Source organism: Ewingella allii (assembly GCF_044430645.1).
GTDB lineage: Bacteria > Pseudomonadota > Gammaproteobacteria > Enterobacterales > Enterobacteriaceae > Ewingella > Ewingella allii.
The window spans coordinates 288,163-309,178 of record NZ_JAWUDN010000002.1 but is presented as its reverse complement, the minus strand read 5'-3'; the positions used below and the strand labels follow the sequence as shown (position 1 = coordinate 309,178).

General features: G+C 53.3%; 20 protein-coding genes. 7 read left to right on the top strand and 13 right to left on the bottom strand.

Translation table 11 applies throughout. From position 1 onward, the window contains the following. Positions 1-22 precede the first annotated feature (22 nt). From ribD to pgpA, 5 genes are all read left to right on the top strand, one after another. Positions 23-1,132 (top strand): bifunctional diaminohydroxyphosphoribosylaminopyrimidine deaminase/5-amino-6-(5-phosphoribosylamino)uracil reductase RibD, encoded by a 1,110-nt coding sequence (gene ribD, locus SBO83_RS08160; protein WP_396131230.1) that lies wholly within the window; start codon positions 23-25, stop codon positions 1,130-1,132. A 202-nt stretch (positions 1,133-1,334) separates the two neighbouring features. Then, positions 1,335-1,805: a 6,7-dimethyl-8-ribityllumazine synthase gene (ribH, locus tag SBO83_RS08155; RefSeq protein ID WP_353503085.1), complete on the top strand. Its 471-nt coding sequence runs from the start codon at positions 1,335-1,337 to the stop codon at positions 1,803-1,805. A gap of 20 nt (positions 1,806-1,825) precedes the next feature. Next, positions 1,826-2,239 carry a transcription antitermination factor NusB gene (gene nusB / locus SBO83_RS08150; protein WP_034792428.1) on the top strand — a complete coding sequence of 138 codons (414 nt, stop codon included), beginning with the start codon at positions 1,826-1,828 and terminating at the stop codon, positions 2,237-2,239. Positions 2,240-2,481: 242 nt separating this feature from the next. Beyond that, positions 2,482-3,468, top strand: a complete 987-nt coding sequence (gene thiL / locus SBO83_RS08145) for a thiamine-phosphate kinase (RefSeq protein WP_396131128.1) — start codon at positions 2,482-2,484, stop codon at positions 3,466-3,468. Positions 3,469-3,530: 62 nt separating this feature from the next. Next, positions 3,531-4,025, top strand: coding sequence for a phosphatidylglycerophosphatase A (pgpA, locus tag SBO83_RS08140; protein ID WP_396131229.1), 495 nt, complete (start codon positions 3,531-3,533; stop codon positions 4,023-4,025). Positions 4,026-4,097: 72 nt separating this feature from the next. Here pgpA and SBO83_RS08135 read toward each other — a convergent pair whose 3' ends face one another. From SBO83_RS08135 to xseB, 4 genes are all read right to left on the bottom strand, one after another. After that, on the bottom strand, positions 4,098-5,072 hold the full coding sequence (locus SBO83_RS08135; RefSeq protein ID WP_396131127.1) for an aldo/keto reductase: 975 nt from the start codon (positions 5,070-5,072) through the stop codon (positions 4,098-4,100). A 157-nt stretch (positions 5,073-5,229) separates the two neighbouring features. After that, positions 5,230-7,092, bottom strand: a complete 1,863-nt coding sequence (dxs, locus tag SBO83_RS08130) for a 1-deoxy-D-xylulose-5-phosphate synthase (protein ID WP_396131126.1) — start codon at positions 7,090-7,092, stop codon at positions 5,230-5,232. A gap of 86 nt (positions 7,093-7,178) precedes the next feature. Further along, positions 7,179-8,108 carry a (2E,6E)-farnesyl diphosphate synthase gene (gene ispA, locus SBO83_RS08125; protein WP_396131125.1) on the bottom strand — a complete coding sequence of 310 codons (930 nt, stop codon included), beginning with the start codon at positions 8,106-8,108 and terminating at the stop codon, positions 7,179-7,181. A gap of 6 nt (positions 8,109-8,114) precedes the next feature. After that, positions 8,115-8,357, bottom strand: a complete 243-nt coding sequence (gene xseB, locus SBO83_RS08120) for an exodeoxyribonuclease VII small subunit (RefSeq protein ID WP_154145607.1) — start codon at positions 8,355-8,357, stop codon at positions 8,115-8,117. Between the two features lie 325 nt (positions 8,358-8,682). On the opposite strand from xseB, the gene thiI reads away from it, so the two are divergent. After that, positions 8,683-10,131, top strand: coding sequence for a tRNA uracil 4-sulfurtransferase ThiI (gene thiI, locus SBO83_RS08115; protein ID WP_396131124.1), 1,449 nt, complete (start codon positions 8,683-8,685; stop codon positions 10,129-10,131). Between the two features lie 85 nt (positions 10,132-10,216). On the opposite strand, the gene yajL is transcribed toward thiI, so the two are convergent. Both yajL and panE read right to left on the bottom strand, forming a co-directional pair. Continuing rightward, positions 10,217-10,822, bottom strand: a complete 606-nt coding sequence (yajL, locus tag SBO83_RS08110; protein ID WP_353503080.1) for a protein deglycase YajL — start codon at positions 10,820-10,822, stop codon at positions 10,217-10,219. Continuing rightward, positions 10,782-11,696: a 2-dehydropantoate 2-reductase gene (gene panE, locus SBO83_RS08105; protein ID WP_396131122.1), complete on the bottom strand. Its 915-nt coding sequence runs from the start codon at positions 11,694-11,696 to the stop codon at positions 10,782-10,784. Before panE ends, yajL begins: the two co-directional genes overlap by 41 nt. Positions 11,697-11,955: 259 nt before the next feature. Between panE and SBO83_RS08100 the strand changes: the two genes are divergently transcribed. Further along, positions 11,956-12,447 (top strand): YajQ family cyclic di-GMP-binding protein, encoded by a 492-nt coding sequence (locus SBO83_RS08100; protein ID WP_034792410.1) that lies wholly within the window; start codon positions 11,956-11,958, stop codon positions 12,445-12,447. Between the two features lie 65 nt (positions 12,448-12,512). Here SBO83_RS08100 and SBO83_RS08095 read toward each other — a convergent pair whose 3' ends face one another. The 7 genes from SBO83_RS08095 to ampG form a co-directional block, all read right to left on the bottom strand. After that, the gene (locus SBO83_RS08095) at positions 12,513-13,877 is read right to left on the bottom strand and encodes an MFS transporter (RefSeq protein WP_396131120.1); all 1,365 of its coding nucleotides are present in this window, start codon (positions 13,875-13,877) and stop codon (positions 12,513-12,515) included. Positions 13,878-14,094: 217 nt separating this feature from the next. Next, a complete protein-coding gene (gene cyoE, locus SBO83_RS08090; protein WP_034792408.1) occupies positions 14,095-14,982 on the bottom strand; it encodes a heme o synthase in 888 nt (295 codons plus the stop codon). Between the two features lie 18 nt (positions 14,983-15,000). Next, positions 15,001-15,333 (bottom strand): cytochrome o ubiquinol oxidase subunit IV, encoded by a 333-nt coding sequence (locus SBO83_RS08085; protein ID WP_034792406.1) that lies wholly within the window; start codon positions 15,331-15,333, stop codon positions 15,001-15,003. After that, positions 15,330-15,947, bottom strand: a complete 618-nt coding sequence (locus tag SBO83_RS08080) for a cytochrome o ubiquinol oxidase subunit III (protein ID WP_034792403.1) — start codon at positions 15,945-15,947, stop codon at positions 15,330-15,332. The genes SBO83_RS08085 and SBO83_RS08080 overlap by 4 nt, the downstream gene beginning before the upstream one ends. Then, positions 15,937-17,928: a cytochrome o ubiquinol oxidase subunit I gene (cyoB, locus tag SBO83_RS08075; protein WP_353503077.1), complete on the bottom strand. Its 1,992-nt coding sequence runs from the start codon at positions 17,926-17,928 to the stop codon at positions 15,937-15,939. Before cyoB ends, SBO83_RS08080 begins: the two co-directional genes overlap by 11 nt. Positions 17,929-17,931: 3 nt before the next feature. Further along, positions 17,932-18,885 carry a cytochrome o ubiquinol oxidase subunit II gene (cyoA, locus tag SBO83_RS08070; protein ID WP_034792398.1) on the bottom strand — a complete coding sequence of 318 codons (954 nt, stop codon included), beginning with the start codon at positions 18,883-18,885 and terminating at the stop codon, positions 17,932-17,934. Positions 18,886-19,413: 528 nt separating this feature from the next. Next, positions 19,414-20,892 (bottom strand): muropeptide MFS transporter AmpG, encoded by a 1,479-nt coding sequence (ampG, locus tag SBO83_RS08065; protein WP_396131117.1) that lies wholly within the window; start codon positions 20,890-20,892, stop codon positions 19,414-19,416. Positions 20,893-21,016 lie beyond the last annotated feature (124 nt).

Here is a 21,016-nt window from a genome sequence, read left to right as displayed (position 1 = left end):
GATAGATATGTCCACAGAATCATTGCATGCAGATGAAAAATACATGGCTCGCGCCTTTGAGCTGGCGCGACTCGGCCGCTTCACCACCACGCCAAATCCAAACGTCGGCTGCGTCATCGTCCGTGATGGCGAAATCGTGGGGGAGGGGTATCACATTAAGGCCGGTGGGCCACACGCCGAAGTTCATGCGCTGCGCATGGCGGGTGAAAAAGCCCAAGGCGCCACGGCTTATGTCACCCTTGAACCTTGTAGCCACCACGGCCGCACGCCTCCCTGTGCCGACGCGCTGATTGCCGCCGGCGTGGCGCGTGTGGTTGCCTCCATGCAAGATCCTAATCCAGAAGTCGCCGGGCGTGGCTTATACCGTTTGCAACAAACTGGCATTGAAGTCAGCCATGGATTGATGCACAGCGAAGCCGAAGCCATCAACCTCGGCTTCTTGAAGCGTATGCGCACCGGCTTCCCTTATGTGCAGCTTAAAATGGCGGCATCTTTAGATGGTCGCACGGCGATGGAGTCCGGCGAAAGCCAGTGGATCACCTCAGCCGCCGCGCGCGCCGACGTGCAGCGTTTTCGTGCTCAAAGCTCGGCCATTCTTAGTTCTAGCGCCACGGTGCTGGCGGACGACCCTTCACTCAACGTCCGTTGGGACCAACTGGATAGCGACACTCAGCGTATTTATCCGCAGGAGTCCCTGCGTCAGCCGCTGCGCATTGTTATCGACAGTCAAAATCGCGTGACGCCACAGCACAAAATGGTCAATCAGCCGGGCGATACTTGGCTGGCCCGCCTTGCCGCCGATGAGCAAACCTGGCCTGAATCCACCGAGCAGTGGGTGGTTCCTGGGCGAGATAACCGGGTTGATTTAGTGCTGCTGATGATGCAACTGGCCAAGCGACAGATAAATAGCATATGGGTTGAAGCCGGGGCAGAGCTTGCCGGGGCGCTGTTGCAGGCCGGTCTGGTGGATGAGCTGATCGTCTACATGGCACCAAAATTACTGGGTGAAAACGGACGTGCACTTTGTGTGCTCCCCGGCTTGCAAAGCCTGTCCGATGCGCCACAATTCATCCTCAGCGATGTGCGTCAGGTGGGAGCAGATTTACGTCTGCGCCTGAAACCTCAGTACTAATCGGCACGTATTCGAGCCGTAAAAACGTCGCAAAAATATCGGGCAGATAAGCTTCGGCTTCTCTGCCACGCCTTTTGACGGAATGTGTTTATAAATCGCATGTCCAGACAAGGTAATAATATGATAGAATCCGCCCCCCTGCGGCTGGGCTGGGCCGGGGCTGTCAAAAGCTGAACTCTTGAACCCATTTAAAGGAAAACCTATGAACGTTATCGAAGGTGTTGTAGCCACGCCGAACGCGCGCGTAGCAATCGCTATTGCCCGTTTCAACAATTTCATCAACGACAGCCTGCTGTCTGGCGCGGTTGATGCTTTGAAACGCATTGGTCAGGTTAGCGATGACAACATCACCGTAGTGTGGGTTCCAGGCGCTTATGAGCTGCCACTGGCCACTCGTGCTCTGGCGAACAGCGGCAAATATGACGCTGTTATCGCGCTGGGTACCGTCATCCGTGGGGGCACTGCCCATTTCGAATTCGTGGCTGGCGAATGTAGCTCTGGTTTAGCCAGCGTTGCGCTGAACAGCGAGATCCCAGTGTCGTTCGGCGTGCTGACTACCGAAAGTATTGAGCAAGCTATCGAACGTGCAGGGACAAAAGCCGGTAATAAAGGTGCTGAAGCAGCCCTGACCGCGCTTGAAATGATTAATGTTATCAAGGCTATCCAGGCCTGAATCTAGTTAAGGGGAAATCCGTGAAACCTGCTGCTCGTCGCCGCGCCCGTGAATGTGCCGTACAGGCGCTTTACTCTTGGCAGTTGTCGAAAAACGACATTGCCGATGTTGAATTAGAATTCCTGACCGAGCAGGATGTCAAAGACGTCGACATTACCTATTTCCGCGAATTGCTGACCGGTGTTGCTACCAGTGCAGAGAAGCTTGATGCGCTGATGGCTCCATACCTGTCTCGCCAGCTCGACGAATTGGGTCAGGTGGAAAGAGCAATCCTGCGTCTGGCTCTGTTTGAACTGAGCAAGCGTCAGGACGTCCCTTACAAAGTGGCCATTAACGAAGCGATCGAACTGGCGAAAACCTTCGGCGCTGAAGATAGCCACAAATTTGTTAACGGCGTACTGGATAAAGCGGGCCCGCATATCCGCAAAAAGTAATAGTACAGCCCGTTCACAAGTCACAACAATAAATGCATGTTGGTCATACAGCCTTTAGTTTGGTTGAAGATTTTGTGAAGTTACATCGCTTACCATGGCGTTGACCAACCTGTTGAGGCCGGATATCCGGCCTTAGTCATTTTTCTCCCTCACCATTCAGTTGGCAGGCGCGCCGGTGTTGCTCCTTGCGCAGCTAGGCACCAGCTCGAATGATATTGGGTGACTCAATCTGGAATTTTACTATGGCATGCGGCGAATTTGATTTAATAGCTCGCTACTTCAACCGGTACAGAACGGCCCGCCGGGATGTCCAGTTAGGCATTGGCGATGACTGCGCTCTGCTGACTGTCGCTGAAAAGCAGCTATTAGCAGTAAGTACCGATACCCTGGTAGAAGGCATTCATTTCCTCAAGACTATCGATCCTGCCGATCTCGGTTATAAAGCATTGGCAGTGAATCTCAGTGATTTAGCCGCCATGGGTGCCGATCCGGCGTGGGTATCGCTGGCATTGACCCTGCCGGAAGTGAACACCGAATGGCTGGAAGCCTTTAGCGATAGCCTGTTTGATCAGCTCAATTACTACGGTATGCAACTGATTGGCGGCGATACCACCCGTGGCCCATTAAGCATGACCCTGACCATTCAGGGGCTGATTCCTATGGATCGCGCATTAACACGCAGCGGTGCCGGCGTCGGTGACTGGATCTTCGTTACCGGCTCGCTGGGCGACAGCGCGGCAGGCCTGGCCCTGCTGCTGGATCAGCTGACCGTAGACAATGCAGAGCATCGCGACACTCTGCTGCAACGCCACCTTCGCCCGACGCCGCGTATTTTGCAGGGTCAGGCACTGCGTGGTTTAGCCACCGCGGCGATTGATATCTCAGACGGCCTGATCTCAGACCTTAAACACGTGTTGTCGGCCAGCGGCTGCGGCGCGCGTATCGACTTAGACGCGCTGCCGTTGTCAGAAGCACTTCTGGGCAGCGTGGATGGCGATCGGGCGCTGAAATGGGCACTGACCGGCGGCGAAGACTATGAGCTTTGCTTTACCGTTCCCGAAATCAACCGTGGCGCACTGGACGTGGCTCTCAGCCATCTGGGCGTTGATTTTACCTGCGTCGGGCAGATGGCTCCGCTGTCTGAAGGCATCACCTTCTTGCGTTCAGGCGAGCCGGTGGAGCTTGACTGGCAGGGGTTTGATCACTTTTCAGCAGGAGTTATTGTGTGACCGTTAGTCATAAAAAGCGACCTGAGAACTACAAAGGTAAAACCGGCGATCATAAACGCGATATGGCCGCCGCGAAAAAGCGCCTCAATCTGCGCAACCCGTGGCACTTGCTGGCTACAGGCTTTGGTAGCGGGCTTTTCCCTTACGGGCCGGGCACTGCCGGTTCGATTGCCGCGATCCCTTTCTGGATCGTACTGACCTACCTGCCGTGGCAGCTTTACTCGCTGGTGGTGATGTTCAGCATCTGTATCGGGGTTTACCTCTGCCGCCAAACGGCCAGAGACATGCAGGTTCACGATCACGGCAGCATCGTGTGGGATGAGTTTGTCGGCATGTGGATCACGCTGATGGCGCTGCCAGTCAACGATTGGCAGTGGGTCGTCGGCGGTTTTGTGGTGTTCCGCATTCTGGATATCTGGAAGCCGTGGCCTATCCGCTGGTTCGACCGCAATGTTCACGGCGGCATGGGTATCATGATTGATGATGTTATCGCCGGGATTTTTGCCGCAGGCATTATCTATTTGGTTGGGCACCACTGGCCGATTGGCCTGTTTTAAGCCGACTTGAAATGTGAAAAGGCGCTGAGCTTCTGGCTTCAGCGCCTTTTTTATGCCTTCCGCTTACCGCGATTATTTATAGCCCGTCGCCTCATGCGGCTGATAGGCCATCTCCAGCTCGGCAATCTCTTCTATCGATAGCTTCACTTGCAGCGCCGCAATAGCGTCTTCAAGGTGGGCAGGGCGCGAGGCACCGATGATTGGCGCAGTAACCGCAGGCTTGGCCAACAGCCACGCCAAGGCAATTTGCGCCCGCGGCACGCCGTGGTCCTCAGCCACTTTCTCCAGACGCTCGGCAACTTTGGCATCAACAGCATCCGTGGCGTCATACAGCTTTTGGCTGACTTCATCGGAAACCGATCGCGCCGTGGTTTCGCCCCAAGGCCGCGTCAGTTTGCCTCGCGCCAGCGGGCTCCACGGCAGGACGGCGATATTCTCCTGCACGCAGAGCGGGTGCATGTCATTTTCCTCTTCGCGCTGGATCAGATTGTACTGATCCTGCATCGAGACAAACGACGCCCAGCCGTTTTTCGCCGACAGCTCCAATGCTAGTTTGAATTGCCGGGCATGCATGGAAGACGCGCCGATGTAGCGCGCCTTGCCTGCTTTCACCACGTCATTCAGTGCTTCCAGCGTCTCTTCAATGGGCGTCTCATAGTCCCAGCGATGGATTTGTAGCAGGTCCACGTACTCCATGCCCAAGCGCCGCAGGCTGTCATCAATGGATTGCAGAATTGAAGCGCGAGACAGCCCCGGCTTGAGGCCGGTGACGGCATTGTAGACCTTGGTGGCGACCACCACGTCTTCACGCCGGGCGTACTCTTTCAGCGCGCGGCCAATAATTTCTTCGCTACTGCCATCGGAGTAGTTATTGGAGGTATCGAAGAAATTAATTCCGGCGTCCAGCGCCTGCTTAATGATAGGGCGGCTGCTCTCTTCGGGCAGAGTCCAGGCGTGAGAGCCGCGGTCCGGCTCGCCAAAGGTCATACAGCCCAAACACAGGCGTGACACCTCAAGATCGGTTTTTCCTAGTGTAATGCGTTGCATCATTCCTCCTGCTTGTTGTTTTTATTCAAGAACAACCCGTGCAGATTCATAGCACGCTATAAGTGTAGTTCAGGCAGGGCGGAGAGCAGGATAACGGCGGGAGTAAGTGTGAAGCTCCCCTCTTTAAAATAGCTAAAGAGGGGAGATGCGGCGGCGGTTAGGCCAGCCAGTCGTTGATTTGGCGTTCGATGCCTTCGGCATCCAGACCAAGGTCGCGGCGCACTTCGTCCTGCGTGCCTTGAGAGACGAAGTGGTCCGGCAAACCAATATTCAGCACCGGCACCATCAGGCGTTTGGACATCAGCAGCTCATTCACGCCGCTGCCCGCGCCACCCATGATGGCGTTCTCTTCCAGCGTTACCAGCACTTCATGGCTGGAAGCCAGCTCGAGTACCAGAGCTTCGTCGAGAGGTTTGACGAAACGCATATCGACCAGCGTCGCATTCAGCTTTTCGGCCACGGCGTTGGCTTCTGGCAGCAGGGTGCCGAAGTTTAGGATGGCGATTTTCTCGCCTTCGCGACGCACAATGCCTTTACCCATCGGTAAGGAGGCCAGCGGCGTACACTCCGCGCCGGTTCCGTTGCCACGAGGGTAACGCACCGCCACCGGACCCTCTTGATAGTGGTAGCCGGTGTGCAGCATCTGGCGACATTCGTTCTCATCGCTCGGTGTCATGATGACCATGTTCGGGATGCAGCGCAGGAAGGACAGGTCAAACGCGCCCTGATGGGTCTGGCCGTCGGCACCGACGATACCGCCACGGTCGATGGCGAACAGCACCGGCAGGTTTTGAATCGCCACGTCGTGGATCACCTGATCGTAGGCGCGCTGCAAGAAGGTCGAGTAGATGGCGACGATCGGCTTGTAGCCGCCGATAGCCAGCCCGGCGGCAAAGGTCACCGCGTGCTGCTCGGCAATCGCCACGTCGAAATACTGCTGTGGATATTCTTTGGAGAAGCGCACCATGCCGGAGCCTTCGCGCATCGCCGGAGTGACCGCCATCAGCTTGCTGTCTTTGGCGGCGGTTTCACATAACCAGTCGCCAAACACTTTAGAGTAAGTCGGCAACCCTTCTTTGCTTTTCGGCAGCGTGCCTAACAGCGGATCAAATTTCGGCACGGCGTGCCAGCTGATCGGATCTTTCTCGGCAGGCTCATAGCCTTTACCTTTCTTGGTCATGATGTGCAGCAGCTGCGGGCCTTTCAGCTCGCGCATGTTTTTCAGCGTCTGCACCAGCGCCAGCACGTCATGGCCGTCAACCGGGCCGATATAGTTAAAGCCCAGCTCTTCGAACAAAGTGCCAGGCACCATCATGCCTTTCAGATGTTCTTCCGTGCGGCGCACCAGCTCTTTAATTGGAGGAATGCCGGACAGCACCTTCTTGCCGCCTTCGCGCAGGCGCGAGTAAAGCTTGCCGGAGAGCAGCTGTGCCAGATGGTTATTCAGCGCGCCGACGTTCTCAGAAATCGACATTTCATTGTCGTTGAGCACCACCAGCATGTCTGACTTAATATCACCCGCGTGATTCATCGCCTCAAACGCCATACCGGCGGTGATGGCGCCATCACCAATCACACAGATGGTCCGGCGGCCTTTGCCTTCGCGCTCGGCGGCCACGGCCATGCCTAAACCGGCACTGATCGAGGTGGAAGAGTGACCCACGGACAGGGTGTCAAACTCGCTCTCTCCGCGCCACGGGAAGGGATGCAGGCCATCTTTTTGGCGAATAGTGGAAATTCTGTCGCGGCGGCCGGTCAGGATTTTGTGCGGATAGGCCTGATGGCCGACGTCCCACACCAGACTGTCGAATGGCGTGTTATAGACGTAGTGCATCGCGACGGTCAGTTCAACCGTGCCCAAACCGGACGCAAAATGCCCGCTGGACTGGCTGACGCTGGCCAATAGGTATTGGCGAAGTTCGTCGCAAAGCTTTGGCAAGCTCTCTTTAGGAAGCGAACGGAGTTCTTCGGGATTCTCCGCCAGCGCCAAGGTCGGGTATTTGGCTAATTCAAGACTCATGAGTTGCTCATAGTAAGTTCAACGGCATATAGGCTGCCTCGCGGGCGTTGTTGCTTCCATGTCACAACGCCCATGGCCCGGCTATATCAATTATCGCGTTCAATCACGAAGCGGGCTAATGCGTGCAGCGGTGCCGTGTTGTAAGAAAGTGCGGCCAGCTGTTCTAATGCCGCGACCGCTTCTTGATAGAGGTCTTTGGCTTTCGCTTGTGCGCCATCCAGTCCCAGCAGTGCGGGATAGGTGCTTTTGCCGAGCTGCTGATCGGCTCCCTGACGTTTACCGAGTTTTTCGGTGTCGCCAATCACGTCCAGAATGTCATCCTGAACCTGAAACGCCAGGCCAATGGCTTGGGCATAAATATCCAATTGAGGAAGCGCAGCGCGGCCTTTTTCACCCGCGGCTAACGCCCCCATGCGTACCGCGGCGCGGATCAGTGCGCCGGTTTTGTGGCGATGGATCTGCTCTAAGGCTTGCAGATCGATCTGTTGACCTTCAGCCGCCAAATCCAGTGCCTGACCGCCACACATGCCGGCAATACCACTGGCCGCGGCTAATTCAGACATCATTGACAGGCGATCTTGCAACCGCACTTCGCCCATCGGGCCGTCGGCCAAAATAGTGAAGGCCAGCGTTTGTAAGGCATCACCCGCCAAAATGGCGTTCGCCTCGCCAAATTTAATGTGGCAAGTGGGTTGACCGCGACGCAGGTCATCATCATCCATGGCGGGTAAATCATCGTGGATCAATGAATAGGCGTGGATGCATTCAATGGCTGCCGCCGGGGCGTCCAGTGAGTCCAAATGCAAACCAAACAGCTGACCTGTAGCATAGACCAAATAAGGGCGCAGGCGTTTTCCACCCAACAACGCACCGTGGCGCATGGCCTGAGCCAGCGGCATCTCGGCAAAAGGTTGGGCATCTATGTAGTAGGTTAGCGCCCGATCGACACGTTTTTGCGCCGAACGGAGCTGGCTGTTGAAATCAATGCCTTCGGCTTGTTGTGCAATATCAGCCATGACAGATCACTCAGCGTCCGGGGTAAAAGGTGTCAGCGGGGCGTCATTGTCGCTATCCAGCAGGATTTGAACGCGTTGCTCGGCTTGTTGCAATTTTTGCTGTCCCTGACGGGCCAATTGCACGCCGGTTTCGAACTCATTCAGCGCGTCTTCCAGCGGCAATTCGCCAGATTCGAGGCGAGAGACAATCTGTTCCAGTTCGGCCAGAGCAGTTTCAAAGTTGGCGGGTGCTACAGCTTTTTTCGGCATAATTCTCTTTCAAACTCGTTGGTCAGATAGGTTGGGCAGCAGCGTGACGCTGCAATGTAAGTCATCGCCCTGGCGGGATTCCGTCTCGACGTCATACCCGATGTGTGGTTTTGTGCGCAGAGACCCTATTTAAAGTGGTATACTTTGCGCCGCTGAATCTGGCTCAACAAAATTATCGTTAAGCTATACGGCTATTCAACGCTGAAAAGCCAACAGGCTCTATTACTCGTTAGTGTTAGTCGGCGTTGGGCTTAACAATAATAGGCGCTTTCAGCCTGATCCAGCCACTCATTCCCTGTTTTCTCACTGCTAACAAAAGACTGCTATGAAGTTGATCATTAAATTGTTCCCAGAAATCACCATCAAGAGTCAATCTGTGCGTTTGCGCTTCATTAAGATCCTCGCAAGCAGCATTCGCAACATCATTAAACCTCAGGATGAGTCATTGGCAGTGGTTCGCCACTGGGATCATATCGAAGTTCGCAGTAAAGACGAAAGTAAACACGACTTGATTATCGAATTGCTGTGTCGCATTCCCGGCATTCGTCACGTCGAAGAAGTGGAAGATCGTCCTTACACCGACATGCACAATATCTTCGAGCAGGCGCTGGAAGCTTATGGCCCTGAAGTTGAAGGCAAAACCTTCTGCGTGCGCGTGAAGCGCCGTGGTAAACATAGCTTCAGCTCCGGCGACGTTGAGCGCTATGTTGGCGGTGGTTTGAATCAACACGTTGAATCTGCGCGCGTTAATCTGACCAATCCGCAGGTGACCGTGAAGTTGGAAATTAACGACGACCAGCTGGTGCTGATCAAAAGCCGTCACGAAGGTCTGGGCGGCTACCCGATTGGGACGCAGGAAGACGTGCTGTCGCTGATCTCCGGCGGGTTTGACTCCGGCGTGTCGAGCTATATGTTGATGCGTCGCGGCTGCCGCGTGCATTACTGCTTCTTCAACCTTGGCGGCTCAGCCCATGAAATCGGCGTGAAGCAGGTGGCTTACTACCTGTGGAACCGTTTTGGCAGCTCACACAAAGTGCGTTTCATCGCTATCGACTTCGAGCCGGTGGTGGGTGAAATCCTTGAGAAAGTCGAAGATGGCCAGATGGGCGTGGTGTTGAAACGCATGATGATGCGCGCAGCTTCGCAAATCGCCGAGCGTTACGGCGTACAGGCGCTGGTGACGGGGGAGGCGCTGGGGCAGGTTTCCAGCCAAACGCTGACTAACCTGCGTCTCATCGACAATGCGACAGACACGCTGATCCTGCGCCCGCTTATCTCTCACGATAAAGAGCACATCATCAATCTGGCTCGCCAAATTGGCACTGAAGACTTTGCTAAAACCATGCCGGAATATTGCGGCGTGATTTCTAAAAGCCCGACCGTGAAAGCCGTTAAAGAGAAAATTGAAGCCGAAGAGCAGATGTTCGACTTCACGATTCTCGACAAAGTGGTTAGCGAAGCGCAGAACCAGGATATTCGCCAGATTGCTGAACAAGCCGCGCAGGAAGTGAAAGAAGTCGAAACCGTGGCTGAGTTAGTAAGTACTGACATTCTTCTGGATATCCGTGCGCCAGACGAAGCGGAAGAGAAGCCGCTGGAGCTGGAAAATGTCGAAATCAAGGCCGTGCCTTTCTACAAGTTGAGCACCCAGTTCGCCGATTTGGACCAGAGCAAAACCTACTTGCTGTACTGCGAGCGCGGCGTGATGAGCCGCCTACAGGCGCTCTATCTGCTTGAGCAGGGCTACACCAACGTTAAAGTTTACCGCCCTTAAGCCTTATCGCGCGCTAAAAACAAAACCCGGCCATGCCGGGTTTTTTTATGGTTTTTCTCATTGCCATCAAATCGATAGTGAGCGATTACTCACGCGCCCCTTCGTCAGTGAAATTATAAATTCCCGGAGACATGACTAGCTGAGCGGCAATCTCCGCCGCTTTTGGCCGGTCGAACAGCAGTTCGATCAACTTTAGGGTGAACTCCATCGAACTGCCCGGCCCCTGACTGGTGAGCAAATTAACCCGAGGGTCATGCATCACCCGGCGATCTGACCATTTGTTGGCGGCGATTTTATCTTTCAACCCTGGAAAACCGGTGATATTGGCGATGGGGAATAAGTCGTGATACTCCAGCACCAGGGCTGGCGCGGCGCAGATGGCAGCGACAACTTTACCGGCAAAGTGCATCTGGCGAACGGTTTCCACCAGCAGCGGGCTGTCGCGGAAGCACTCGGCGCCTTTCACGCCGCCCGGCAGAACAATGGCGTCAAAGTCGTTATCTGCGACATCCACCAGTGGGGCATCGGCCAGCAGCCGCACGCCGCGCGAACAGGTGATTTCCAGCGCGCCGTCGCCCGCTACGCTTGCCGTGGTGACCTTTGCGCCGGCTCTAACCAGCAAGTCGATGGCCGTGACGGCCTCAATTTCCTCACTCCCAGGTGCCAGGCAGACCAGAACCGAAACGCTCATAGCCATTTTCCTTTCTTTTAACGGTATCGAATAAGTGACTGTTCACCGGCAGAGTCAGCCCGTGCTTGCGCCCGCGGCGGATAACATAGCCGGTAATATAGTCGATTTCTGTGTGACGCTGAGTGCGAATGTCCTGCAACATCGACGAGTGGTTGGCGGCCGTGGTGTCGATCACCTGATACACATAGCTCAACAGGGACTCTGCGTGAGTTTGATATCCCTCAATCGCCATCACTTCCGCCACTTCGGCGCAGATCTTCTCTATTTCGCTGCTAAATCCCAGCAAGTCGCCATTAGTACAATTATGCACGGCGGTCAGAGGGTTAATCACGCAGTTAACCGCCAGCTTGTTCCATAGAGAAGGATAGATGTTGTTATGCCAGGCCACGTCGGGCAGGGCGTCATGCAGCACGTCGGCGATATGGCTGGAAGCCGCGCCTCGCGCAGAAACCGGGCCGATATGGGTTATCCCGGCGGCAACGTGCAGAATGGCATTGCCCTCGTGGCGTGCGGCGTGGGTGGTCGCCCCTTGTAAAATGGACAGGCGGCTGGCCGGTAACTCATCAATGGTACCCATGCCGTTATGCAGCAGCAGCAGAGTGCAATTGTCGTTGAGCATCGGCATTAACGCGCTCACCGCGCCGGAAACTTGCCAGGCTTTTAGCGTCACCAACAGCAGTTCGCTTTCGGCCAAATGCTGCGGGTCATTGGTTGGGAGGTTACGGTTGAACGCCACGCCGTCCGGTGATATCACGTTAACGGCAACAAAAGGCTGTGGAATGCGTACCCAACCTTGTACGTCATGGCCTTGTTGGTACAGGGTAGATAGCCAAAGCTGCCCCAGGGCACCGCAGCCAAGAACTGTAATTTTCATTATGCCTCCTGAGCAATCAGATCAAACATACTCAGTAAATCGAATTTAATGTTTCTAATTTGTTATTAATTTGTATTTTTTAGTATAGCATTCTGTGCTGTGTGTCACATATTTTCGCCCATCGGCACCATCTTAACGGCCAGCCTAATAAAAACCGACGGCTTATTTTTGGCTTCAATGAGCGAAGGCGGTATTATGCACGCCATCATAAGACTTATCATCATAACGACATGGGTTAAAGCCCCAGGGAGAAGCGATTATGCCGTCATTCGACATTGTTTCTGAAATCGACATGCAGGAAGTGCTCAACGCGGTCGACAACGCTAGCCGTGAACTGCAAACCCGTTGGGATTTCCGCAACATTCCCGCCAGCTTCGAGCTGAATGAGAAAAACGAAACCATTAAAGTTGCCAGCGAATCTGATTTTCAGGTGAACCAGCTGGTTGATATTCTGCGTGAAAAGCTGGCGAAACGCGGCATTGAAGGCGCGGCGCTGGAGATCCCTGAGAAGATGGATCACAGCGGCAAGACCTATAGCGTAGAAGCTAAACTGCATTCAGGGATTGAATCTGCGGTAGCGAAGAAGATCGTGAAGCTGATTAAAGACAGCAAAATCAAGGTGCAGACTCAGGTTCAGGGTGACGAAATCCGCGTGACCGGTAAAGCGCGTGATGACCTGCAAGCCGTAATGGCGTTGGTGCGCAAAGGCGATTTGGGTCAGCCTTTCCAGTTTAAGAACTTCCGCGACTGATTGCCCTGCGGCAAACAAAAAAGGACGCCCTGTGAGCGTCCTTTTTTTATTATCTAATCAAAGCATTAGGTCGCAGCGACTAGCTGTTCCAGCGCTTTGCGATTGGTCTGTTTGGTATCCACTTTGACATAAGCACTCAGCTCTTCCGGCACGACAATCGCCTCGGCGACGCCCGGCTGGGCTTTGATGCGTGCTTCCAGAGCCGAGTCTTTAACCGCCAGCTCAGACAGCGTAATGCGCAGGCTGCTGACGTAAGGCGGCTCGCTCATGGTAGCGCTGACCATCAGCCACACCACGGCAATGGCTGCGCAAACCAAGAAGACTGCGCCAGCGCCGCCCGCTCCGTAAACATAACCCCCTAGACTGCCGCCGATGGCGACGCCGATAAACTGGCTGGTGGAGTAAACGCCCATGGCCGTGCCTTTATAGCCCGCCGGAGACTCTTTGCTGATAAGCGAGGGCAGAATGGCTTCCATCACGTTGAACGCTAAGAAGAACAGCTGGATGCCGGCAATCACCACCCACAGGCGCAGACCGGCGTACCACAGCACCAACTCAGCCAGCAGCAGCACCGCCACGCAGCCCATGAAAACTTGCTTCATGTGGCGCTTAGATTCGGCATAGATGATGACCGGAATGACGGCCACGAAGGAGACCAGCATAGTCACCAGATAGACGCGCCAGTGCTCACTCGGCGGGAAGCCCGCGTGCTCCATCACTTGTGGTAGCACCACGAAGCTCGACATCAGCAGAATATGCAGACAGAGAATGCCGAAGTTAAGCTTCAACAGTTTCTTGTTCGCCAACACTTTGCCAAAGCTGCCTTTCACCATGCTCGATTCGCGGTTGAGGATGTGGGTCGCCGGAGCCGGGACCACCAACAGCGTGATAACAATGGCAATAATCGTCAGCAGGGCTATGGCCCAGAACAGGGCGTGCAGGCCCCAGGCATGGGTAATGATGGGGCCGAGCACCATGGCGATAGCAAAAGTGATACCAAAACTGATGCCGATAAAGGCCATGGCCTTGGTGCGGTTCTGCTCGCGCGTTAAGTCAGAGAGCAGCGCCATCACTGCGGCGGCAATCGCGCCGGAGCCTTGCATCGCGCGGCCAATGATCACGCCCCAGATTGAATCTGTTGATGCGGCAACCACGCTACCGATACAGAAGATGATAAGCCCGAAGACGATCAGCGGCTTACGCCCAACGCGATCTGAGAGCAGGCCAAAAGGAATTTGGAAGACGGCCTGTGCCAGCCCATAGATACCGATAGCAATGCCGATAAGTGTTTCACTGGCACCCGCGAGCGCCATACCGTAAGTGGTCAGGACGGGTAGCACCATAAACATGCCGAGCATGCGCAAAGAGAAAACTATCCCTAGTCCCCACGTCGCCCGGCTTTCCTGCGGGGTCATTTGGTTATCGTTCATTACTACCTCAAGACTAAAACCTGCGACATTGTAATGTCTTTAACTTGTGCCGGTAAATTGCTGGATGTTTAGCAGATATTACCGCCGCCAGTGGGCCAGAAGCACAACGTTATGAAAATTCTGACTGGATAAAGCAGGGGAGGGCTCAAAAAAATGACCAGTATCGCTACTGGCCATTGTTGTGCTGTATGTCGCTAAAGAACTCAGCGCGTCATGCTTACCAGACGTAGGTTAACAAGTTGTTCGGCGAAGCGGCGTTGAAGTCGATAGACATCATGACGCTCAGCGAAGTGATCGCGATAATCGAGAAGACAAACAGCTTTCTTGCCCACACGATGTCGTTTTCGGTTTTGTAACCTTTCAGCGCCATGCCCAACCACCAGACGCTCACGGCGGCAGCCACAATCAGGTATTTATAACCCGCGTAGCCGCTCAAGGTCAGCATCAAGGTCGCCACCATAAAAGCAATGATGTAGACGGTGATGTGGTGTTTAGCCACTGAAATGCCTTTCACTACCGGCAGAACCGGAATGTTGGCAGCCTGATAATCTTTAAAGCGGAAGATGGCAATCGCGTACGAGTGCGGCATCTGCCACAGGCTGAAGATCAGCAGCAGGATCAGCGCGCCCATATCGAACTGGCCGGAAACGGCACAGTAACCGATAACTGGAGGCGCTGCACCTGACAAGCTGCCGATCAGCGTGCCATATACCGATTTGCGTTTCATATACAGGCTATAAACCCCGACATAAACCACAAAACCCATCACAGCCAGCCACATCGCCAGCGGATTGGCACCGATATACAGCAACGCAAAGCCCGCAATACCCAAAATGGTAGCGTAAACCAGGGTTGTTTTCGGCGGAATCAGGCCCTTAACCAGGACCCGGTTCTTCGTTCTTTCCATAATCTTGTCGATGTCGCGGTCAATAAAGTTGTTGAAAACACAACCCGATGCGACAACCAACGAGACGCCCACTAAGGTGGCGAGAAAGAGAGGGAAGTCGATGCTGCCTTTGGCAGCAAGGAGGAATCCCCCGACGACAGAAATTAAATTACCGAAAATAATTCCTGGTTTCGTTACTTGCAGGTATTGCTTAATCATCACGTGCAGCTCGGCTCTTTAACTGACCATCATATTGAGGTTGAGGTTATACATAATCCACAGTGAGCCCACAACGACGATAAAGATAATCACAGCGGTGAACAGAAATGCCACCAGGTTCCAGCGTGCTTCCGATGCAGTACTTAAGTGCAGGAAGTAAACCAGATGTACAACGATCTGGATAATCGCAGATGCGACCACCGTGCCAATGATAAGCGAATGTGAAGCTGTATCGCTCATTACCATGGCAAACGGGATAACCGTCAGAATAACTGACAGGATGAAGCCAATCAGGTATGACTTCACGCTGCCGTGGCTTGCGCCGCCATGGGAAGTGGCAGAATGACTCATGCTAATACCCCCATCAGGTAAACAACGGTGAATACGCAGATCCATACCACGTCCAGGAAGTGCCAGAACAGGCTCAGGCACATCAGACGGGTTTGGTTAACTGCGGTCAGGCCGCGACGGCTAACCTGTACCATCATGGTGATGATCCAGATCAGGCCACAAGTTACGTGCAGACCGTGGGTTGCTACCAGCGCGAAGAACGCTGACAAGAAACCACTGCGATCCGGACCGTAGCCTTCTTTAATCAGGTGATGGAATTCATAGAGTTCCATCGCGATGAAGCCAAGACCAAACAGGAAGGTCAGGAACAACCAGCTGTTAACAGCTTTTACACTGCCTTTAGTCATGCCCAGCATCGCCATGCCGTAAGTAATACTACTGAACAGCAGGAAGAAGGTTTCTACCAGTACGAATGGCAGTTCAAAAATATCTTTACCAGACGGGCCGCCAGCGGTCCCGTGCACCAGTACTGCGTAAGTTGCGAACAAGCTCGCGAACAGTACGCAGTCGCTCATCAGGTAGATCCAGAAGCCGAAGACTTTGGTTTCACCTGCGTCGTGGTGCCCATGCTCTGCATGGGCTGCGTCGTGGTTAGTCAGGGTATCAGTTGCCATGTTTCAAGCCTGCTTTGCTGATTTGTTCAAAATGTTGGCTCTCAATACGTTCGATTTCTTCAACCGGCACGTAGTAATCAACATCTTCATCGAAGCTTTTCACAATCCAGGTTACAACCAGTGCGATGAAGCTAACCAGCGCCAACCACCAGATATCCCAGATTAATGCAAAACCGCTTACCAGGCTGAGCATCGCAATGATGAAGCCTGCGCCGCTGTTACGTGGCATATGAATTTTTTCATATTTTGCTGGTTTAACATAAGCTTCGCCTTTCTCTTTCATGTCCCAGAACGCGTCGCGGTCATGTACCTGAGGTACTACTGCGAAGTTATAGAACGGAGGAGGAGAAGAGGTTGCCCACTCCAGAGTACGTGCGCCCCACGGGTCACCCGTCAGGTCACGGTTCTGGTCGCGGTCACGAACACTCACAACGATCATGATCAGTTGGCAAAGAATACCGATTGCAATCAATGCTGCACCACAAGCTGCCACGACCAGTAATGGGTGGAACTCAGGGTCGATGTTCTGGCTAACGCGGCGAGTCATACCCATGAAGCCCAGTGCATAGAGCGGCATGAAGGCGACGAAGAAGCCGATGATCCAGAACCAGAATGAACGCACACCCCATTTTTCATTCAGCGTGAAGCCGAAGGATTTAGGGAACCAGTAAGTCAGGCCAGCGAAGCAACCGAATACCACACCACCGATAATAACGTTATGGAAGTGAGCAATCAGGAACAAGCTGTTGTGCAGCACGAAGTCTGCGCCTGGAACAGCCAACAGAACGCCGGTCATACCACCTACAGAGAAGGTGATGATAAAGCCGATAGTCCACAGCATCGCAGCGTTAAGCTGGATACGGCCTTGGTACATGGTGAACAGCCAGTTGAAGATTTTTACCCCTGTTGGGATAGAAATAATCATCGTCATGATACCGAAGAAGGCATTGACGTTGGCACCTGAACCCATGGTGAAGAAGTGGTGCAGCCAAACAACGAACGACAACACGGTGATGGCGATAGTTGCCCATACCAGTGAGGTGTAGCCGAACAGACGTTTTTTGGAGAAGGTCGCAGTAACTTCTGAGAACACACCAAATACTGGCAGAACCAAGATATACACTTCCGGATGGCCCCAGGCCCAAATCAGGTTGATGTACATCATCATGTTGCCGCCCATATCATTGGTGAAGAAATGGGTGCCCAGATAGCGATCCAGGGTCAGCAACGCAACGGTTACGGTCAGAATTGGGAACGACACGATGATCAAGACGTTGGTACACAACGCAGCCCAGGTAAATACCGGCATTTTCATCAGCGGCATACCAGGCGCACGCATCTTGAGGATGGTGGCGAAGAAGTTAACACCGGTCAGCAAGGTACCAATACCGGATATCTGGAGACTCCATATCCAATAATCGACCCCGACGCCCGGACTGTACTCCTTACCTGACAACGGCGGATAGGCCAACCAACCGGTCTGCGCGAACTCACCAACCCCCAGAGAGATGTTGATCAGTACAACGGCAGCGGCGGTAAACCAGAAGCTGATGTTGTTCAGGAACGGGAATGCAACGTCACGAGCACCGATTTGCAGCGGCACAACCACGTTCATCAGACCGATAACGAAAGGCATCGCCATGAAGAAGATCATGATTACGCCGTGCGCGGTGAAGATTTGGTCGTAGTGATGAGGCGGTAGGAAGCCCGGTTCTCCCGCAGAGGCGAGGACTTGCTGGCTACGCATCATGATGGCATCGGCAAAGCCACGCAACAGCATGACGAAGGCCAGAATGATGTACATGATACCTAATTTTTTGTGGTCAACGGAGGTGATCCATTCGTTCCACAAATATTTCCATTTGCCGAAATAGGTGATGCCGGCCAGAACGGCCAAGCCACCAATAATTATCGCGGCAACGGTGACCACGATAATCGGTTCATGATACGGGATCGCATCAAGTGTTAATTTTCCCAACATCGTTTATTCCTCGGCTCCGGCTGCGTGAGCATGATCGCCCATGTCCATGCCTTTCATGTCAGTGCCGGCTGGCATTGGCATTGTCTGGCCTTTGTGCATGTTCATATCACCCATGAATTTGCCAATAATTTCTTTGAACAATTCAGGTTTGACGCTTGCGAAGTATTCAACCGGGTTGTCGATACTTTGCGCTGCCAGTTTGTTGAAGTCGTCAGTGGTTGCCAGTTGGTTTGGCGCGCTCTTCACTTTCGCAACCCATGCGTCAAAGTCTTCACGCGTAGGAGTAGCAATGGTGTTGAACTTCATGCCAGAGAAACCGCGGCCACTGAAGTTTGACGAGATGCCTTTATAGGTACCAGCTTCGTTTGCAATCAAATGCAACTGAGTCTGCATACCCGCCATCGCGTAAATCTGTCCGCCTAACTGAGGAATAAAGAACGAGTTCATCACAGAGTCAGAAGTGACTTTGAACTGAACCGGAACATCTTTAGGGATAACCAATTCGTTAACAGTTGCGATGCCTTGTTCTGGATAAATGAACAACCATTTCCAGTCCAAAGAAACCACTTCAACTGTCAGGGTCTTTTGGTCAGATACGATAGGCTTGAACGGGTCAAGTTCGTGAGTGGTTTTCCAAGTTATCGTTGCCAGGATGGCAATGATAATAATTGGAACCGTCCAGACCACGGCTTCGATTTTGTTGGAATGGGACCAGTTCGGGCTGTACTTAGCGTTTGTATTAGAAGCGCGATACTTCCATGCAAATGCAAAGGCCATGATAATAACTGGTATAACCACGATCAGCATTAATCCGATTGCGGTCAGTATCAGCGTTCTCTGCTCGAGTCCAATTGCTCCTTTGGGATCCATCAATGCCGTATTGCAACCACTTAACATTAAAGCAGATGCAAATAAGGACAACATCCCAATACTTTTATTGTATTTCTTAAGTCTCATCTAACGACCTCAATAAATCAGGGCTCTATTGTCGCTCCATGTGTGCGGGCATTTTACGGGAAGGTTGCAGTACTGTAAACACGCTTAAGGAAGTGTCAGCGGGCCACTGCCACTTTATGTTAACGAAGTCACACATGTTACGGAGAGTGACAATTTCTCAATGTCAACAATATGTTGCGTGGGGTTCTTTCACTATGGTGAGTAAAAACAAGGTATAGCAGTAATGCTTAATATTTAATGCGAAGTGTAATGTTCTTGGTAGGTTTAATTAATGTTAATGCAATGTATAAATACGGTGAATTTAAAAATAAAAAGCAGGTAAAAAAAAAGTGTATTTGAAAGATGCTGTAACTTATTAATTATATTTTATTGAATGAAGTTTATCTTAGCGCAGGGAAATGTTACTTAATTTGAGCTTGGTTTTGGCCTCGCCAATGCCCCTGAATCGCCCCGCCAGCCCTGATATACCCATGATTTACACCGATATATCAGGCCAGAATTCGACTTAAGGGACAAGGGCGAACTGTCTTAAACTCGACGCAGGCGGCGCAGAGCCACAAAGTCGAGAATGCTGCCGAGCGCGATGCCGAACAGGCAAATCACAGCCCCGGCTTCGATCAGTTTCTGCGGCAGAGAGGTGAAGGCGGTCCACTCCAGCGAGTTGGTGATCAATAGCACCAGCCATGCCGCTAACAGTAAGCAACCTACCATTAAGATGCGCAGCGCCAGTCGGTAATGGCTGGCGAATAGAGTGCGTGGTAAGAACTCGTCGGTGTTTTGCGTGTGTTCAAGGGTTTGGCGGCAGATAGCCAGCAATAGCAACCCCGGCACGGCGGCGGCGATGGAGAAGAGATAGAATAGGGGCCAGCCGTGTGCTTCGACAAACCAACCGGCTATCGGCCCGACGTACACCCGGCCAACGGCGGACAACGCCGAGAGCAGCGCAAACTGCGTGGCGGAGAACGACTTATTGCATAGCGTCATTAACAGCGCGACGAACGCGGCGGTGCCCATTCCTCCGCACAGATTTTCGAAGAAGATCGCCGCGCCCATAGAGTAGATGTGCTTATCCGTGACCGCCAAAATCCAGTATCCCGCGTTGGAAACGGCCTGCAAAATGCCGAAAATCATTAACGCGCGGAACAGGCTGAGGCGCTGCATCACCATGCCGCCATACAGCGCGCCAATAATCGTCGCTAACAGACCAAGGGTTTTGTTCACCAGGCCCACTTCCCCGGCGTCAAACCCCACGCCGCGAATCAGGAAAGTAGTACTCAGGCTCCCCGCGAAGGCATCGCCCATCTTGTACATCACAATCAGCAGTAGAATCAGCCAGGCGTTGTTGCGGCTGAAAAAGTCTTTGAGAGGGGCTACGACTGCAATTTCTATGGTGCGAGGTGCTGGCTCAGAGACATCAGGCTCCGGCGCCATAATAGTGGCCACCACGCCAATCAGCATCAGGCCCGCCATCAGCCAGTACATGTGTTGCCAGCCGAGGTAGCGATCGGCTATCCACAGCGCCAACCCGCCAGAAATCAGCATCGCCAATCGATAGCCCAATACCGACACGGCCGCACCACTGCCACGCTCGGCGGCGGGCAAAAGATCCGTTTTATAGGCATCAAAAACAATATCTTGCGAGGCGGAAGCAAAGGCGATCAGTACCGCCAACGCTGCCAGCCAGAACAGCTCTTTTGCCGGATCGAGATAGCCCATGGCGAAAATCGAGGCCACCAACAGCAGCTGGGTGAGGATTAACCATCCACGACGGCGGCCGAAGAAAGAGGGGGTGTAGCGGTCCATCATCGGGGACCAGAGGAACTTGAAAACGTAGGCCTGGCCGACCAGAGAGAAAATCCCAATGGTTTTTAAATCGACATTCTCGACGGTCATCCAGGCTTGCAGCGTGCCCGAGGTCAATGCCAGAGGTAAGCCGGATGCAAACCCGAGCAGCAGTAATATCAGCGTATTGCGCTGTGTGAAGATTTTGAAGTACTGGCTTACCATTAAAATGTGTTCCCGCAGACCGATAGAGTAGAGGCGCTGGGGAATGATAAATGAAGGCGGGAAATAATGGTAAAAACAATTCTGCCCGACAGTGCCGGGCAGAAGAGTCAGTCAGCTTAGCCGG

What these genes read in the sequence shown, in the direction of transcription:
- ampG (WP_396131117.1), bottom strand. Translation starts at nt 20,892, where the DNA reads ATGGTAAGCCAGTACTTCAAAATCTTCACACAGCGCAATACGCTGATA.
- ribH (WP_353503085.1), top strand. Translation starts at nt 1,335, where the DNA reads ATGAACGTTATCGAAGGTGTTGTAGCCACGCCGAACGCGCGCGTAGCA.
- SBO83_RS08135 (WP_396131127.1), bottom strand. Translation starts at nt 5,072, where the DNA reads ATGCAACGCATTACACTAGGAAAAACCGATCTTGAGGTGTCACGCCTG.
- cyoB (WP_353503077.1), bottom strand. Translation starts at nt 17,928, where the DNA reads ATGTTGGGAAAATTAACACTTGATGCGATCCCGTATCATGAACCGATT.
- thiI (WP_396131124.1), top strand. Translation starts at nt 8,683, where the DNA reads ATGAAGTTGATCATTAAATTGTTCCCAGAAATCACCATCAAGAGTCAA.
- panE (WP_396131122.1), bottom strand. Translation starts at nt 11,696, where the DNA reads ATGAAAATTACAGTTCTTGGCTGCGGTGCCCTGGGGCAGCTTTGGCTA.
- SBO83_RS08080 (WP_034792403.1), bottom strand. Translation starts at nt 15,947, where the DNA reads ATGGCAACTGATACCCTGACTAACCACGACGCAGCCCATGCAGAGCAT.
- SBO83_RS08100 (WP_034792410.1), top strand. Translation starts at nt 11,956, where the DNA reads ATGCCGTCATTCGACATTGTTTCTGAAATCGACATGCAGGAAGTGCTC.
- SBO83_RS08085 (WP_034792406.1), bottom strand. Translation starts at nt 15,333, where the DNA reads ATGAGTCATTCTGCCACTTCCCATGGCGGCGCAAGCCACGGCAGCGTG.
- ispA (WP_396131125.1), bottom strand. Translation starts at nt 8,108, where the DNA reads ATGGCTGATATTGCACAACAAGCCGAAGGCATTGATTTCAACAGCCAG.
- pgpA (WP_396131229.1), top strand. Translation starts at nt 3,531, where the DNA reads ATGGCCGCCGCGAAAAAGCGCCTCAATCTGCGCAACCCGTGGCACTTG.
- xseB (WP_154145607.1), bottom strand. Translation starts at nt 8,357, where the DNA reads ATGCCGAAAAAAGCTGTAGCACCCGCCAACTTTGAAACTGCTCTGGCC.
- yajL (WP_353503080.1), bottom strand. Translation starts at nt 10,822, where the DNA reads ATGAGCGTTTCGGTTCTGGTCTGCCTGGCACCTGGGAGTGAGGAAATT.
- cyoE (WP_034792408.1), bottom strand. Translation starts at nt 14,982, where the DNA reads ATGATTAAGCAATACCTGCAAGTAACGAAACCAGGAATTATTTTCGGT.
- SBO83_RS08095 (WP_396131120.1), bottom strand. Translation starts at nt 13,877, where the DNA reads ATGAACGATAACCAAATGACCCCGCAGGAAAGCCGGGCGACGTGGGGA.
- cyoA (WP_034792398.1), bottom strand. Translation starts at nt 18,885, where the DNA reads ATGAGACTTAAGAAATACAATAAAAGTATTGGGATGTTGTCCTTATTT.
- thiL (WP_396131128.1), top strand. Translation starts at nt 2,482, where the DNA reads ATGGCATGCGGCGAATTTGATTTAATAGCTCGCTACTTCAACCGGTAC.
- dxs (WP_396131126.1), bottom strand. Translation starts at nt 7,092, where the DNA reads ATGAGTCTTGAATTAGCCAAATACCCGACCTTGGCGCTGGCGGAGAAT.